This is a genomic window from Sellimonas intestinalis (assembly GCF_001280875.1).
Lineage (GTDB): Bacteria > Bacillota > Clostridia > Lachnospirales > Lachnospiraceae > Sellimonas > Sellimonas intestinalis.
In genome coordinates, this window is the sequence record NZ_LGAJ01000012.1 from 1 (window position 1) to 15,460 (window position 15,460).

The window sequence follows — 15,460 nt, forward strand, 5'->3', positions numbered from 1 at the left end:
GCTATATTAGATTATCACATCCATTCCTCTGTGTCAAGTGTTTTTTTCATCTTTTTTCCAGTTTTCTGATCCGGCGTCCCGGTCTCTCTATCCGGGATCCGCCCGGGCCAGACATCTGCATTTGATGTTTTGTTCTGACACTTATCAGCGGAACGTGTTATATCATATCATCTGTGCTTATAAATGTCAACTTCTTTTTTCGACTTTTTTTATCTTTTTTCTTTATGCATTTCTATATTCTGTCTCCATACTCTGAAAGCTTTTTCTTGTCACAGCCGCAAGCGCAAATGACACAATTCCTGAAAACAGTACGACAAATGCTTCTGCTCCCCGACACAGTTCAAATAGAATCCCATACATCGCATTTCCAAGAGGCTGAGAACAGGTGGATACCATCAGAACAAGGGCAATGACCTTCCCCGTCAGATTGCGGGGCGTTACGATCTGTACATAGGACATCATCTGTACAGTGAAAATAGTAGCAAACATCATAATCCCAAAACAGCATACCATCATTACTCCATAGACTACTATTGCCGAAACCGGTAAAAAAAGAATGATTGCCATCGGGAAGACACTCGCTGCCGCAGCCATAATCTGATTTCCAGCCTGACTGAATTTCAGTCTCTTTGCAAAAATACCCGCACAAATTCCTCCTACAAGTCCACCGGCCGCAAGGGCGCCTTCCGCAAAACCACAAAGCTGATTTGCCAGTTCCAGTACTTCTGTCACAAGATATGGGATTCCTACAATCATCATAGCAGATAAAAAAAGATTGATTCCACAGATAATCAGCACAACATCCCCGATCTTCCGATTTTCTTTCCATGCAAAATGGATTCCCTGTGCAAAATCTGTTTTCAGAATCCTAACAATGTGGTCATGTTTTTCTGGTTTCTGGTAAGGAATATGTATAAATATCTCCATTACCGCAGAGGCAAAGAAACAAGTGGTGCATAATATGAGCACCGGAACCAGGCCATACATACTGTATAGAATTCCACCGAGAACCGGACCGGTCAAGGAGGAAAGTGAACTTACTGTATTAATAATAGAAGTTGCACTCATCACCTTCTCCTGTCTGACAAGCACTGGGATAGCTGCCTGCACAGACGGCTGATATGCTCCTGCAATTCCATATAAAAGCATCAGTGTCAGCGCAATCAGCAGCACCTCGTTTCCAAACCGAAGGCAAACCGCAAGTCCTCCAACAACCGCAGCTGTCAAAAAATCAAGTGCCACCATAATATTTCGTTTATTTACCCGGTCTGCCACAATTCCTCCAATAGGTGACATTGCGATGGACGGAAGAAACGCACAGGCAGTCACAGTGCCATAGAGTGCCGACGACCCGGTCTGATTGAGCAGATATAATGGGAGCGCAAACCGGAGTGCTGCGTTTCCGAACAGAGAGATAATCTGTCCAATTACTACCATAATAAAATCTTTAGAAAATCCTTTCTCTTTCATATCCCTATACCTCCATTTTTTCTATATTCTGTTCCAATTTCCCACACAGCACTCCGGCGAACACACAAATAAAAACTGCCATTCCCATCAGAACCGCTGTCAGATACTTTGGCATGATGACAATCCCGTTTGACACCAGACATACAATCAGAATCCCGCAGACAATACTGGCCATTTGGGATTTCCGTTTCCATCCGGCATAAGCGGAAATCATACCAACTGCTGACGCCATCAATCCGACAAGAAGTCCTGCTGCCGGGACACTGATCCAAAACCAAGGAGACTGTATTGAAAGGCGAACCCTCGCCACTGCCGCCACAAATGCCAGAATTCCTGTGGCAATCAGAAGTGCCGGCAAACATAAAAGCACAGTACGCAAACTAATCAGCAGCTCTTTCGCCCGAAACATCCTTTTTCTGTTCATTGGATAAAGAAGCAAAACGGATGCATAGTCTTTCCCATAGTCCCGTACTACCACACGGGAGGCCAGTGCTGCGGCAAAAATGCTCCCACAGGCAAAATCAAGCGCTGACAATAGGGCGATTTGTCCCTCCCAGCTAAACAAAATCAGGTCTTCTGATGACTGCCCGCCTCCCGTTCCCTCCGAACAGGCTACGGCAAACAATAAAAGTCCCATTGCCACAAGCCCCGTCCAGATCCCGACACCGGAAATCATCCAGGGTTTCCAGCAAATTTTCTCCTTTTCCAAGTCATACAGTTTTCTCATCTGTTACGCCTCCCCTCATCAACGTCACCAACTCTTCTTCCATCTCCTGCGGATGATCCCGGATCTCTTCTTTCTCTGTAATTTCACGTCGGATACATCCACCTGTCAGAACCCCAATCCGGTCTGCCGTCTTTCGCATTTCACCAAGCATATGACTTGAGAGAAGAATAGCCGCTCCATTCTGTGCCGCTTCTTTCAACATCTGGATCATCTCTGCCGCTACTACTGGATCCATCCCATTCAGTGGTTCATCCAGAACAATCAGTTCAGGGCGGTGAATCAAGGCTCTCGCAAATCCCAGCCTCTGCTTCATACCAAGGGAATAACTGGACACCGGCTTTTTTCTGGCATGATACAATCCGACACGATCGAGCATCCCGGACACTGAAGCTTCTTTTCCCATATATCTGAGATGCATTTCCAGTATCTCTATAGCATTGAGATGCTCATAAAAAACCGGTCTCTCGATCATACTCCCGATTTTTAGCAGATACCCTCTGTCCTCACTTGGCTCCTTCCCAAACAACTCGACAATTCCCTCATCCGGTCTTTGCAGTCCAAGCAGAATTTTCATCAGTGTCGTCTTTCCGGCTCCGTTGATCCCGACCAGACCATAGATTTCACCTTTTTGAAGGGAGATACTGCACTGCGAAAGCACTGGTTCTGCCCCGAAATTTTTATCGATACCGATTCCTCTTACAACAATCATCTTTTTCCTCCTTTTAATACCAAACGTCGGTATGTATAAATTTAAAAGAAAACTGCCCTTTCTTCAGGGCAGGCTCCCTTTTTATTTTCTCCGATTGTAAATGTCCGTCAGTTCTGCCAGTCTCCGAATCATCTCTTCATCCACAATATCAACACCAAGTCCGCTCATCATCTGCCGGAACACCATAAATTTACCTAAGGACTCCTGCGGACTGCTGTCAAATACCATCGGATTCATCCAAATATTGGCTGCTAACATAATCAATTCCGCCAACTGTTCCGGATATTCGGTCTGAATCGATCCGTCTTCAATCCCCTCCCGAATAATCGGAAGAATGTACTGCGGCGCCACCTCTTCCACGCTCTCCCGTAAAAGACTGTCCAGAAGTCTTGGATTATTTCGAAAATCCGGCGCTACAGAAAAAATGTCATTTTGGACAGGCCGATTGATGGAGGCTTTAAAAATCCACCTCAGTTTTTCTCTTCCATTAAGTCCGGAAGCATCCCGAATCTGTGCCAACATGTGATTGGATTCTGCGGTCATCCTGTCTGTTACCGCAATCAGGATCTCCTCTTTTGACTTAAAATGATGGTAAATCGCTCCCTTGCTCAGTCCTCCCAAGTTGTTGATGATATCCTGAATAGAGGTATGCTCGTATCCCTTCTCCAGAAACAGGCGGCTTGCCACATCCAGGATCCGACCAACCGTCTCCTCGGGATGCTTGTTTCGTGCCATTTCCGCTCACTTCCTTTTACATACTTTTGGTATGTTTCAAATTTATCATACTATCGGTATGTTTGTCAACAGTTTTTTATAAATGCTGTATCGCTTCGCTCACATTTTTCACACCAATTATTTTCATCTTCGACACTTCTCCGACACTCTCTACAGAGACCCCCGGCAGAATACAGGTATGAAATCCAAGTTTCTTTGCCTCCATGACTCTCTGCTTTGGCATACTGACTGCCCGAACTTCTCCGCTTAATCCCACTTCTCCGAAGACAATCGTATATGGATCCACCGGCTTGTTCTGATAGCTGGAGACAAGAGCCAGAACGATGCCCAGGTCAATAGCCGGCTCATTCATCCGGATCCCCCCTGCTATATTTACATAAGCGTCACAGTCCGCAAGCGCCATACCCAGCCTTTTTTCCAGCACCGCCATCAGAAGATTGACCCGGTTGTAGTCAGTCCCCGCCGCTGTACGCCTCGGCATCCCGAAGTTTGTCCGGCATACGAGAGCCTGAATCTCAAGCAGAATCGGTCTCGTTCCTTCCATGGAACAGGCGACAACCGAACCGGAAGCGTGTTCCGGCCGGCCGTTCAGCATAAATTCAGACGGATTCTTCACCTCCTGAAGTCCATTCTCCCGCATCTCAAACACGCCGATCTCATTGGTGGATCCGAATCGGTTCTTCACACTTCTGAGAATCCGGTAGGAAGCATGACGGTCTCCTTCAAAATACAACACTGTGTCCACCATGTGTTCCAGTACCCTTGGGCCTGCCACCGTCCCCTCTTTGGTTACATGCCCGACAATAAAGATTGTAATGCCCATTCCCTTTGCCAGGTGCATCAGGGTATTGGTTGCCTCCCGCACCTGGGACACACTTCCCGGAGCGGATCCAATCTCCTCGCTGTACATTGTCTGAATGGAGTCAATGACCGCAATATGCGGCTTCTTTGTTCGGATAACTTCCTCGATCGTCTCCAAATTCGTTTCACACAACAGAGAAAGCCGATCGTCAAACTTTCCCATCCGGTCGGCTCTAAGCTTAATCTGTCTTGCGGATTCCTCTCCGGAAATATAGATGATCTCCTCACCTTTCTCCCCTAAAATCCGGCAGACTTGTAGTAAAAGGGTGGATTTCCCAATGCCAGGATCTCCCCCTACCAGCACCAGAGATCCCTTCACAATCCCTCCGCCAAGTACACGGTCCAACTCTTCCATCTCTGTCCGGATCCGCTCCTCGCCTTTCGTCTCAATCCTGGAAAGGGAAATGGGCTCTGCCTTTCTGCGGATTCCCGACTCACTCCCTTTCTCAGGCAACTTTTTCTCTTCTACAAATGTATTCCATTCCTTGCAGACTGGACACTGTCCCAACCACTTGGCTTCCTCATGTCCACAGTTCTGACAGAAAAATACTGTTTTTTTTGCTTTAGCCATCACATTTCCTCTTTCTAATTCCGAACTCTTTTCCCGACACCAGACTCTTTGTCCCTGAAAGACATCGTTCAAAGAAAAAATGCCGCAAAGCCATTCTCTGATCTTTGCAGCATTTTGCCTTCTCTTTGTATTAAGCCTTTATAATCTTCACACAAACAGTCTGATCCGGCTGCAGCTCTGTACTGACACTTAATTTCCCGCTCAGGTTTGTCTTCATCTTTCCCGCATTCACATCATCCAGATATACCGTGTACTCGCTGTCTGCCTCCAGCTCCAGTGTAAACTGAGCATCCTCGTTCCCGCTCACATGGAAAGACACTCCGCTTTCCTCCGCACGAAATTGCTCTACTGCAGTTCCCGGGACCGATTCATAGACGAACATGCCGTTCTTTTCCAGCTTTGTAATCTCCGAAAATGTCTTTACCTTATAAATGTCTCCCTCAAACTCGAATCCTTCCTTCTTCGTCTTGGAAGATAAGGTATAATCGCCGAAGCTGATCGTTCCATCTTCATTCGCCCTCAGTAACTCTTTGACTGCTGTCATGTCTTTTTCCTCCTGGTCGTATCTTATATTTACCGTAGTCTCATTATATAATAAACGATTCTTTTTTTCTAGTTCTTTGTCTCTTTCACCGAAAATTTTATCTCATTTTTAGAAACACCTGTCTCCACCAGATCGCTCCGTTTGATCTCACCATTTAAAATTGCCTCCGTCAGTGGATCCTCAAGCTTCGTCTGTAAGGCACGCTTGAGCGGTCTTGCCCCATATTTACGGTCCGTGCCTGCCTCCGCTATCAGTTTCTTTGCGGCGCTTTTGATCTTTAAGGTAATATCAAGCTGCTCTTTTGCTCTCTGAATCAAATCCTGACACAAAAGCCCAACGATTTTCTCCAGCTCGCTTTCAGTAAGCGCATGGAATACAATGATCTCATCGATCCGGTTTAGGAACTCCGGACGAAAAATGCGCTTCACCTCATCCATCACATTGCTCTGCATCTTCTTGTAATCTTCCTTCTCGTCCTGTACCGTATTGAATCCCAGACGTTTCGCGTCCACGATGGACTGGGCTCCGGCATTAGACGTCATAATAATGACCGTATTACGGAAATCTACCTTCCGCCCCTGGGAATCTGTGATATGACCGTCATCCAATACCTGAAGCAGGATATTGAACACATCCGGGTGGGCTTTCTCAATCTCGTCAAAGAGTACCACCGAATACGGATGTCTTCTGACTTTCTCACTGAGCTGTCCTCCGTCTTCGTGTCCTACATATCCCGGAGGGGAACCGATTAACTTTGACACACTGTGTTTCTCCATATATTCGGACATGTCGATTCGAATCATCGACTCGTCATTCCCAAAGAGAGCCTCAGCAAGTGCCTTGGAAAGTTCGGTCTTTCCGACTCCGGTCGGTCCCAGGAACAAAAATGAGCCCACCGGCCGTGACGGATCTTTGAGACCTACACGCCCCCTCTTGACAGCTCTTGCTACTGCACTTACCGCATCCTCCTGTCCGATCACTCTCTTATGGAGAGTCGCCTCCAGCTTTTTCAGCCGCTCCGTCTCAGACTGAGCAAGCCGCTGAACCGGAATCCGCGTCCATTCGGATACTACGTCCGCAATATCTCCCTCCGTCAGAGCGATACGGAGCTTTTGCTGCTGCCGCTCTCTTCTGGCTTTCGCCCGTTTTAATTTCTCATTAATCTGATTTTTGTCTGCTGCAAGGAGAGCAGCCTTCTCCATATTTCTCTCTTTAATGGCGTCCTCCAGCTCCTGGTTCAGTTCCCCGATGATCTGCTCCAGATCTTCTATCTGTTCCGGCATCTTGTAGCCCCTAAGAGCAGCTTTCGAACACGCCTCATCCAACACGTCGATAGCCTTGTCCGGCAAAAAACGATCACTGATATACCGGTCAGAAAGCATCACCGCAGCCCGAATGGCCTCCTGACTGATCTCAATTCTGTGATGTACCTCGTATTTTCCCCGGATCCCTTCCAGAATCCTGATCGTCTCTTCTTTTGACGGCTCCTCCACCATCACCGGCTGAAACCTGCGCTCCAAAGCGGCATCCTTCTCAATATACTTCCGGTATTCCGTGATCGTCGTAGCTCCAATAAGCTGAATCTCCCCTCTTGCCAGAGATGGCTTGAGAATATTGGACGCATCCATGGCGCCCTCTGCTCCCCCTGCACCCACAACCGTATGAATCTCATCGAGAAAAAGGATGATATTACCGGCAGCCCGGACTTCTCCGACCAGCCTCTTCATCCGCTCCTCAAACTCTCCCCTGTACTTGGAACCGGCGATCAGCGCCGCCAAATCCAAGGAGAAGATCCGTTTGTCCCTCATCTTCTCCGGAACCGCTTCTTTCGCGATTCGCTGTGCGATCCCCTCAATGATAGCCGTCTTACCGACTCCCGGCTCCCCCACCATACACGGATTATTCTTCGTCCTGCGGCTTAAGATCTGCATCAGTCTCTGCATCTCCTCTTCCCGGCCGACCACCGGATCCAGCTTACCGTCTTCCGCAAGAGCATTCAGATCGGTACAGAATTGCTCCAACACAGAGCCTTTGCCTGTGCCATCACCACGGTCTGACAGAGCTTTCGGATTTTCCCCGATAGTCGTCAGGCAGTCCTGCATAATTTTCTGAAGATTGATATTCAGTGTAATAAGAATACGGGCTGCCACACAGTCTGTATCCCGCACAATGGCAAGCAGCAGATGCTCCGTCCCTACTTCCGGCATCCGGAAGCGCTCTGCCATCTTCCGCCCTTCTTCCAAAATAAACTTAAGTCTCGGGCTCTCCTTTGGCCTTCCTGCAAAAGGCTCATCTCCGACTCTTGAGACAAGCTCTCCGACAACCTTACGCACATCTTCTTCTCTCAGGCCGTTCATCTCCAACACCTGAGCCGCCACCCCGGAAATGGAAGTCCTCAGTCCCATAAGCAGATGCTCCGTACCAATATAAGGATGCTTCAATTCCTTTGCATAAACCTCGGCCGCATCCAGAGCTTCCCGGGCCTGCTTTGTATATCTGTTTTCCATGTCTGTCCTCCTGATCTGAATTACTCGGTCTCGTATTCGTGGAAAATCTCATCCACCAGCTTGTGTACTTCCTCCCGTGTGATATTCTTACAGTAGCCTCGTGCAAGCACCATGCGGAGTTGCTGTTTCATATCTTCCAGCGCCTGAAGCTTATCCTCACTGACTGCAATCACTGCACCTTTTCTTCTGTCAAGCTGAATAAACCCCTCCTGTTTCAGTACGGCATATGCCTTGTTGACCGTGTGCATATTCACGCCAATCTGCTCTGAAAGCTTCCTGACCGAGGGAAGTGTGTCCCCATCCCGAACCGCAGAAAGCGCGATCCCCATAATGATCTGATTGCGGAGCTGCATATAAATAGCCTCGTCGCTGTTAAAATCAATCTCGATCATAATTTCTTTCATAAACACTTCACCCTTTTCTTTCGTTTGTTACATCCATAATATAACAGATGTCACGGTTTTGCAAGAAAAGATTTTTCCCCGCATCCTACTGCTCGTCAAAAAGTGGTGTGGAAAAATAACGCTCCGCAGTATCCGGCAAGATCGTGACAATGGTCTTCCCCTTTCCGAGTTTCCTGGCCATCTTCTGCGCTGCCGCCACATTCGTGCCTCCTGTGATGCCGCACATGAGCCCCTCCTTTGCCGCAAGATCTTTTGCGGTTTTCAGAGCCTCCTCGTCTGTGATAATGACAATATCATCATAAATCTGCTGGTTCAGAATCTTTGGCACAAGACCGTCTCCGATCCCCATCTGCAAATGACTTCCCACTTCTTTACCGGACAAAATCGCCGCCTGCTCCGGTTCCACAGCCCAGATAAGAGTCTTTGGATTTGCCTCTTTTAATGCCTTTCCGACTCCTGAAATTGTTCCTCCTGTTCCGATACCGGAGCAAAATCCGTCCACCTTACAATCTGCCTGCTCCAAAATCTCCTTCCCCGTCCACTCATAATGAACACGGACATTATTTTGATTCTCAAACTGCTGAGGCACAAAGATACGAGGATCTTCTGCTGCCATGCGAAGAGCAGTATCCATGCACTCCCGGATACATTCTCCGATATTTCCGGCATCGTGGATCAGCCGGACCTCGGCTCCATACTGTCTGACCAGCTTTCTGCGCTCTTCACTGACGGAATCCGGCATGATGATAATGGTACGGTATCCACGCACTGCCCCAATCAGTGCCAGACCAATCCCCTGGTTACCGCTGGTCGGCTCCACAATGATCGTCTCCTTGGTGATCTTTCCTTCTCTTTCGGCCGCTTTGATCATACCAAGGGCCGTCCTCGTCTTAATAGAGGCGCCCACATTTACTGCCTCAAACTTCACAAAAATCTGAGCATCCTCCTCTCCTGTCATATGATGCAGACGAATCAATGGAGTATTCCCCGCCGCCTCAAGTATATTCTCATAAACCATCTGTTTTTCTCCTTTTCTTTTCATTCTTCTTATTATATGCCCTTCCATCTCCTTTTGCAATCCGAGTCAACAAATTAAAAAGGCAAGGCGGACGCCATTTTCCTGCATCTGCCCTGCCCATTTCTCTATGAATGTTCTCTTTTCATCTTTTCTTACGCCTCATCGATCGCCTTTCCAATATCGTTGCGCATATACTTATTAGCAAAGGAAATCCACTCCGTCGCTGCATAGGCATTCTTCCTCGCTTCTTTTAGATCAGCTCCCTTTGCCGTAATTCCAAGGACACGTCCTCCATTGGTGACAATCTGCCCCTGCTCATTTTTCTTCGTGCCGGCGTGGAAACAGTAATATCCGTCTTTCCCTTCAAACTTCTCAAAACCTTCGATTGGAATTCCTTTCTCGTATGCCAACGGATAACCATCGGACGCCAGCACAACGCAAACCGCCGCATTATCTTCAAACTCCAGGTTCACCTGATCGAGCGTTCCGTCGATGCAGGCTTCCATTACATCCACAATATCCGTTTTCATTCTTGGAAGAACAACCTGTGCTTCCGGATCACCGAATCTTGCATTATACTCCAGTACCTTCGGCCCGTCCTCCGTCAACATCAGGCCAAAGAAAATGATGCCTTTGAATTCCCGGCCTTCCGTGCGCATTGCATCCACCGTCGGCTGGAAGATATGTTCTTCACAATACCGTGCGATTTCTTCTGTATAGAACGGACTTGGAGAAAAGGTCCCCATTCCTCCGGTATTTGGTCCCTCATCTCCGTCTTTCGCACGCTTGTGGTCTTGGGCGGACGTCATTGTCTTTACTGTTTTTCCGTCCACGAAAGACAGCACAGAAACTTCTCTTCCAGTCATAAACTCTTCCACAACCATTGTATTTCCGGAAGCCCCGAATTTCTTATCCAACATGATCTCTTTGACGCCCGCTTTCGCTTCTTCAAAACTTTTACAGATCAGAACGCCCTTTCCAAGTGCAAGACCGTCTGCTTTGAGTACGATCGGGTAGCTTGCTCTCTCCAGATAACAAAGCGCATCGTCTGCATTATCAAAATTTTCGTAGGCAGCAGTTGGAATTTGATATTTTTTCATCAGATCCTTAGAAAAAGCCTTACTTCCTTCGAGAATGGCAGCATTTTTTCGGGGTCCGAATGTACGGATTCCTTCCGCCTCCAGAATATCAGTCAGGCCACCCACCAGCGGATCATCCATTCCGATCACCGCTAAGTCGATCTTCTGCTCCTTTGCAAAATCCCGGATTTTCTCAAACTCCATCGGGCCGATCGGCACGCACTGCGCCACTGCCTCGATCCCCGCGTTCCCCGGCAGACAGTAAATCTTCTCTACCCTCTCACTCTTTGCTACGCTCATTGCAATCGCATGTTCTCTGCCGCCGCCTCCTACAATCATTACTTTCATCTGACATCCTCCTTCTCGTATCAACCAGAAAAAGGGTATTGCTGATCTCTATTGCATCCAATACCCTTTTACTCTCTATTTCTGAATCATAACCTGTCCGTCTTTGACAGCTACCTTTCCATTGGCTATCAATTGGATCGCCTCAGGCAGAATCCTCCACTCGGCCTCCTCCATCACACGCCGCTGAAGCACCTCAGGCGTATCACCCGTGCGTACTTCCACCGCTTTCTGGAGAAGAATCGGCCCCGTATCCGTCCCTTCATCCACAAAATGCACCGTCGCTCCGGTTACTTTCACGCCACGGGCCAGTGCCGCTTCGTGAACTTTCAGACCGTAATAACCTTTCCCACAAAAAGACGGAATCAAGGACGGATGGATATTGATGATCCTGTTTTCATATTTACGGATGAGTTCTGACGGAATTACCACCAAAAATCCCGCAAGTACAATCAAGTCCGGGCACAACGCATCAATCGTATCCATAAGTGCCGCATTAAACTCCCCGCGCTCTTCAAAATCCTTTGGAGAAACGCAGTGCGCTTCAATCCCCGCTTTCTGAGCTCTTATCAGCGCATACGCATTTTTATTGTTGCTGATCACCCCGACAACCTCGGTATTGTCGATCGTTCCTGCCTTAACCGCATCCAGAATGGCCTGTAAATTGGTGCCGCCCCCGGATACCAGTACCGCCACTCTTAGCATAATGTGACTCCTTTTTCTCCTGCCTGAATCGTTCCGATGACAAAGCCCTTGTCGCCTGCCGCTTTGACAGCGGACAGTACAGCCTCCACATCCTGCTCGTCTACAGCGATTACCATTCCGATTCCCATGTTGAATGTATTATACATCATGTGCTCCTCGATGTCGCCCTCCTTTGCAAGCATATCGAAGATAACCGGTACTTCATAACTGTCCTTGCGGATTACGGCGTGGGTGCCCTCTTTTAACATACGTGGTACATTCTCATAGAAGCCGCCTCCTGTGATATGGCTGCATGCCTTGACGGTCACTCCTGCTTCCCGGATGGTCTTTAATACTTTTACATAAATCCGGGTCGGGGCAAGCAGAGCCTCACCAAGAGTACATCCCAGACATTCATGGTAAGTCTCCAGAGACTCCCTGCTCATATCGAATACTTTTCTTACAAGAGAGAATCCGTTACTATGTACGCCGGAAGAAGCAAGGCCGATCAGTACGTCGCCTTCCTTTAAGTGTTCCCCGGTAATCATATCTTTCTTATCACAGACACCAACAGCAAATCCTGCCAGATCGTATTCGTCCTCTGCCATCAGGCCCGGATGTTCTGCCGTCTCTCCTCCAATCAGAGCAGCGCCGGACTGTGCACAGCCCTCTGCCACACCGCTTACGATGGCAGCGATCTTTTCCGGCTCATTTTTTCCACATGCGATATAATCCAGGAAGAATAGAGGCTCTCCTCCTGCACATGCAATATCATTGACACACATTGCCACTGCATCAATTCCGATTGTGTCATGCTTGTCCAAAACCATGGCGAGCTTTACCTTGGTTCCACATCCGTCTGTACCGGACAATAATACAGGCTCTTCCATCTCCTTGATCTTCTCCAGTGAGAAAGCACCGGAAAATCCACCAAGTCCCCCGATGACTTCAGGGCGCATCGTCTTTTTGATGTGCTCCTTCATCAGCTCCACTGACTTGTAACCTGCTTCGATATCCACACCTGCGTTCTTATAATCCATGATCGTTCCTCCATCAGATCGTGTTTTTTAGTTTATTTCGCGGCTTTCTGAGCCATGTATTCCTTATGTCCGAGCTTTGCAAGCCTTTCTGCCTTTGCCTCGACTTCCTCTTTCATCTCTTTGGAAAAGTCTTTGAGTCTCTGCAACAGCTCCGGATCAGATGTGGCAAGAATCTTTGCCGCAAGGATCGCCGCATTCTTCCCTCCGTCGATCGCTACGGTCGCAACCGGAATTCCAGGCGGCATCTGAACGATAGAATACAGTGCGTCTTGTCCGTCCAACACCTTTCCAGTCATCGGGATACCAATGACCGGCATCGGAAAGATCGCAGCGCACATACCAGGAAGATGTGCAGCCATTCCTGCTCCAGCAATAATTACTTTAAAATCCCTGTCCTCCGCGGATTTCGCATATTCATAGAATACATCCGGCTCACGATGAGCAGAGATAATCGTCATTTCGTACTCTACTCCTAATTTCTCCAGCATGTCTGCAGCCTGACCCATGACTTTCATATCGGAGTCGCTGCCCATTACAATTCCTACTTTTGGCATAGTGTACTTCCTTTCTTTCCCACGTTTATGATTTATAAGTTGTTGAAATAAATAAATTCCTATTTATAAGTTATTTTACTAATACAGGCGAGCTCTGTCAACAGATGCCCGCCTGTATTAGTGATTATATTTTCTTATAACTGGAAATGTCCCTGGCTTATGATTTCAATCCATCAAAGGCTTTATTGAGCACTTCCGTTCCCGGAAGAACAAACCGTCCGTCCCTCAGAATCGGTATCTCGTTTCCATCCGCACAAAGTACCGTGATGGAACCCAGCTCATCGTATGGGATCGTGATATCCGTGTGACAGTGCATGTACGCCTGCTCCGGATGTCCTTTCCGGAGAATAGAGACCTCATTGTCTCTTGCCACAATCTCTTTTCCGTCCGGATTATACACCTCCGTGTCCTCACTGTAACTGTAACATGTATCACCTACAGCAAAGTGCGGTCCGGTCTTCTCCGCGATCAGAATCGGATACTTTTCCTCAATCCCGTACTTTCTGCCCGCCACATAAGCTGTCGTATTTGTTCCGATAGCAAACTCGCCAAGCGGAAGCGTCTCATGGTTGAAAAGAATATTTTCCTTTACATAGTCCCGGCATACATTCGGATCTGCAAAATTCTTACAGCCATACCCGGAAATCATACCATCCGCAAAGCATATTTCCAGATCTTTGTACTGTAAGCCATTTAGATATACCCGGCTCACATGCAGCACGCCGTTCGTCCCTTGTAATACCGGGGACGTAAAGACCTCGCCCACTGGAATATTGACGTCCGCAACACAGTTTTCAAAGATTGTCTCCTTTTCCGGATCATTCAGACGGTAGAGCTGTACCGTCAAATCTGTGTGGTTTGTCCCGGTTCCAAGGATGCGTACCGCCTCTCCCCGGTCCAGGGCGTCGATCATCTTCTGCTGTACCTGCAAATAAAGGTCTGAATCCAAGGTATTAATCCGGATCACTTCCTCGAAAATCTCCCTGAACTGATCTCCGATTTCCGGCACCGGGTAGGAAATAATCGTAAAGCTTCTCTCATCCCCCGGCATATAGGTATTGGAAATCTGACTTGCTTTCCCGTCAAATGAGAGCAGAAGCTCCTCCTGCTTCTTCGTAAGCGCCAGCGCTTCTTCCTTCTTGCGCGGTGCAAACGGCGTTTCACCAAACACCTCCATAACAGCCGGTCCTGCAAATCCTGCCGCCAGCTCTTTGTTTTGCTCATACACAGTTTTTAAGACCTCAAGTCTGCGCTCCACGTAATGCTTGTCCAAAAATAACATCTGATCATCCTTATGATCGTAATCAAACTGCTTGTTCGGTATTCCCCCGAAATAGCCGTTTCTGGATGCACCTCTTTTGGTCAGAACACTGGCTCCCGATCGATAGATAGTCGGAGCAAGCCCCATAGCCTGGAAGTTCTCGATTGCCTGCTTCACCACCCGTTCAAATCCAAGCTTAAAACGTATATTTACGGTTGACTTTTTTGTCAGATCTTTGTTTCCAAGCACAAAGCCTTTGCGGAATCCCTCTGTGTACACATCAGCCATCATCCGCACTGTCTCCTCCGGAAGCTCACCGATAAACTTCGCTGTCTCAATCTCATTCTTGGAAATGTACTCTCCATAACGGTACAAATACTTTGGATCACTCAAATCGCTGTCGCAGATAATATCCATAGCAAAAGAACACTTCGGATCAATCTGTTCCAGAACACGATGTGCCGCAAATACTTCACAGTAATCGATGGCGTACCAATAGAAAATGTCCCGCACTGTCTGATACTGTGGCTCTTCCTGCTCAAAACTATTGTAGACTTCAATAAAGAGCTCATTTAAAATCGTCAGAAACTCGACCTGCCCTTCAAAGGCATAGACGATCCCACCGCGAAGCTCACTGTAAAGAGCGCTTAAGAACGGGCCAAACGTCCCGCCGAGCGTTTCTTTTGCAAAAGCCGGATTCCCGTAGCTCGTCCCATATCGTTCCGGCAAAATATCCTGATAGAGCTTTTCATTCTCCTCATTTAATTCTTCCGGGTCTAAGGATCCCCAATCTCTTCCCTGTATCTTTTCCTGTACTTCAGCAAGCATCAGAAGAAATGCCGCTGTCTTCTGAAAATAATCCCGGTATGGCTCCTTTACCGTCTCCTCTGTCAGGATCCCGCCAAGTCGCTCTTTTGCCAGCGCATACCGTTCTTTCATCATACTTTCATC

The 15,460-nt window shown here is 47.9% G+C and carries 14 protein-coding genes; all 14 read right to left on the minus strand.

Annotated elements, in window-relative coordinates:
* Positions 1-222: 222 nt before the first annotated feature.
* Entirely contained in the window at positions 223-1,470 is a 1,248-nt protein-coding gene (locus AOA56_RS11295) for an MFS transporter (RefSeq protein WP_048620358.1), read from the minus strand.
* Between the two features lie 4 nt (positions 1,471-1,474).
* Positions 1,475-2,197, minus strand: a complete 723-nt coding sequence (locus tag AOA56_RS11300) for a hypothetical protein (protein WP_024733276.1) — start codon at positions 2,195-2,197, stop codon at positions 1,475-1,477.
* Positions 2,181-2,906, minus strand: a complete 726-nt coding sequence (locus AOA56_RS11305) for an ABC transporter ATP-binding protein (protein WP_048620359.1) — start codon at positions 2,904-2,906, stop codon at positions 2,181-2,183. The genes AOA56_RS11300 and AOA56_RS11305 overlap by 17 nt, the downstream gene beginning before the upstream one ends.
* A gap of 81 nt (positions 2,907-2,987) precedes the next feature.
* Positions 2,988-3,641 (minus strand): TetR/AcrR family transcriptional regulator, encoded by a 654-nt coding sequence (locus tag AOA56_RS11310; protein WP_024733278.1) that lies wholly within the window; start codon positions 3,639-3,641, stop codon positions 2,988-2,990.
* Between the two features lie 76 nt (positions 3,642-3,717).
* Positions 3,718-5,073, minus strand: coding sequence for a DNA repair protein RadA (gene radA, locus AOA56_RS11315; protein WP_024733279.1), 1,356 nt, complete (start codon positions 5,071-5,073; stop codon positions 3,718-3,720).
* Positions 5,074-5,203: 130 nt separating this feature from the next.
* Positions 5,204-5,617, minus strand: coding sequence for a hypothetical protein (locus AOA56_RS11320; protein WP_024733280.1), 414 nt, complete (start codon positions 5,615-5,617; stop codon positions 5,204-5,206).
* A gap of 68 nt (positions 5,618-5,685) precedes the next feature.
* Positions 5,686-8,124: an ATP-dependent Clp protease ATP-binding subunit gene (locus AOA56_RS11325; protein ID WP_053769683.1), complete on the minus strand. Its 2,439-nt coding sequence runs from the start codon at positions 8,122-8,124 to the stop codon at positions 5,686-5,688.
* Between the two features lie 20 nt (positions 8,125-8,144).
* Positions 8,145-8,519, minus strand: coding sequence for a GntR family transcriptional regulator (locus tag AOA56_RS11330; RefSeq protein WP_048620456.1), 375 nt, complete (start codon positions 8,517-8,519; stop codon positions 8,145-8,147).
* 94 nt (positions 8,520-8,613) lie between these two features.
* The gene (cysK, locus tag AOA56_RS11335) at positions 8,614-9,546 is read right to left on the minus strand and encodes a cysteine synthase A (RefSeq protein WP_053769684.1); all 933 of its coding nucleotides are present in this window, start codon (positions 9,544-9,546) and stop codon (positions 8,614-8,616) included.
* Between the two features lie 152 nt (positions 9,547-9,698).
* Entirely contained in the window at positions 9,699-10,973 is a 1,275-nt protein-coding gene (gene purD / locus AOA56_RS11340; RefSeq protein WP_053769685.1) for a phosphoribosylamine--glycine ligase, read from the minus strand.
* A gap of 75 nt (positions 10,974-11,048) precedes the next feature.
* Positions 11,049-11,675, minus strand: coding sequence for a phosphoribosylglycinamide formyltransferase (gene purN, locus AOA56_RS11345; protein ID WP_053769686.1), 627 nt, complete (start codon positions 11,673-11,675; stop codon positions 11,049-11,051).
* Entirely contained in the window at positions 11,669-12,694 is a 1,026-nt protein-coding gene (gene purM / locus AOA56_RS11350; protein WP_053769687.1) for a phosphoribosylformylglycinamidine cyclo-ligase, read from the minus strand. Before purM ends, purN begins: the two co-directional genes overlap by 7 nt.
* 32 nt (positions 12,695-12,726) lie before the next feature.
* On the minus strand, positions 12,727-13,248 hold the full coding sequence (gene purE, locus AOA56_RS11355) for a 5-(carboxyamino)imidazole ribonucleotide mutase (protein ID WP_024733287.1): 522 nt from the start codon (positions 13,246-13,248) through the stop codon (positions 12,727-12,729).
* A 157-nt stretch (positions 13,249-13,405) separates the two neighbouring features.
* Positions 13,406-15,451: an aminopeptidase gene (locus AOA56_RS11360; protein ID WP_053769716.1), complete on the minus strand. Its 2,046-nt coding sequence runs from the start codon at positions 15,449-15,451 to the stop codon at positions 13,406-13,408.
* Positions 15,452-15,460: the final 9 nt, after the last annotated feature.

Coding starts and splice junctions, on each gene's coding strand:
- AOA56_RS11295 (WP_048620358.1), bottom strand. CDS start 1,470: ATGAAAGAGAAAGGATTTTCTAAAGATTTTATTATGGTAGTAATTGGA.
- AOA56_RS11300 (WP_024733276.1), bottom strand. CDS start 2,197: ATGAGAAAACTGTATGACTTGGAAAAGGAGAAAATTTGCTGGAAACCC.
- AOA56_RS11305 (WP_048620359.1), bottom strand. CDS start 2,906: ATGATTGTTGTAAGAGGAATCGGTATCGATAAAAATTTCGGGGCAGAA.
- AOA56_RS11310 (WP_024733278.1), bottom strand. CDS start 3,641: ATGGCACGAAACAAGCATCCCGAGGAGACGGTTGGTCGGATCCTGGAT.
- radA (WP_024733279.1), bottom strand. CDS start 5,073: ATGGCTAAAGCAAAAAAAACAGTATTTTTCTGTCAGAACTGTGGACAT.
- AOA56_RS11320 (WP_024733280.1), bottom strand. CDS start 5,617: ATGACAGCAGTCAAAGAGTTACTGAGGGCGAATGAAGATGGAACGATC.
- AOA56_RS11325 (WP_053769683.1), bottom strand. CDS start 8,124: ATGGAAAACAGATATACAAAGCAGGCCCGGGAAGCTCTGGATGCGGCC.
- cysK (WP_053769684.1), bottom strand. CDS start 9,546: ATGGTTTATGAGAATATACTTGAGGCGGCGGGGAATACTCCATTGATT.
- purD (WP_053769685.1), bottom strand. CDS start 10,973: ATGAAAGTAATGATTGTAGGAGGCGGCGGCAGAGAACATGCGATTGCA.
- purN (WP_053769686.1), bottom strand. CDS start 11,675: ATGCTAAGAGTGGCGGTACTGGTATCCGGGGGCGGCACCAATTTACAG.
- purM (WP_053769687.1), bottom strand. CDS start 12,694: ATGGATTATAAGAACGCAGGTGTGGATATCGAAGCAGGTTACAAGTCA.
- purE (WP_024733287.1), bottom strand. CDS start 13,248: ATGCCAAAAGTAGGAATTGTAATGGGCAGCGACTCCGATATGAAAGTC.
- AOA56_RS11360 (WP_053769716.1), bottom strand. CDS start 15,451: ATGATGAAAGAACGGTATGCGCTGGCAAAAGAGCGACTTGGCGGGATC.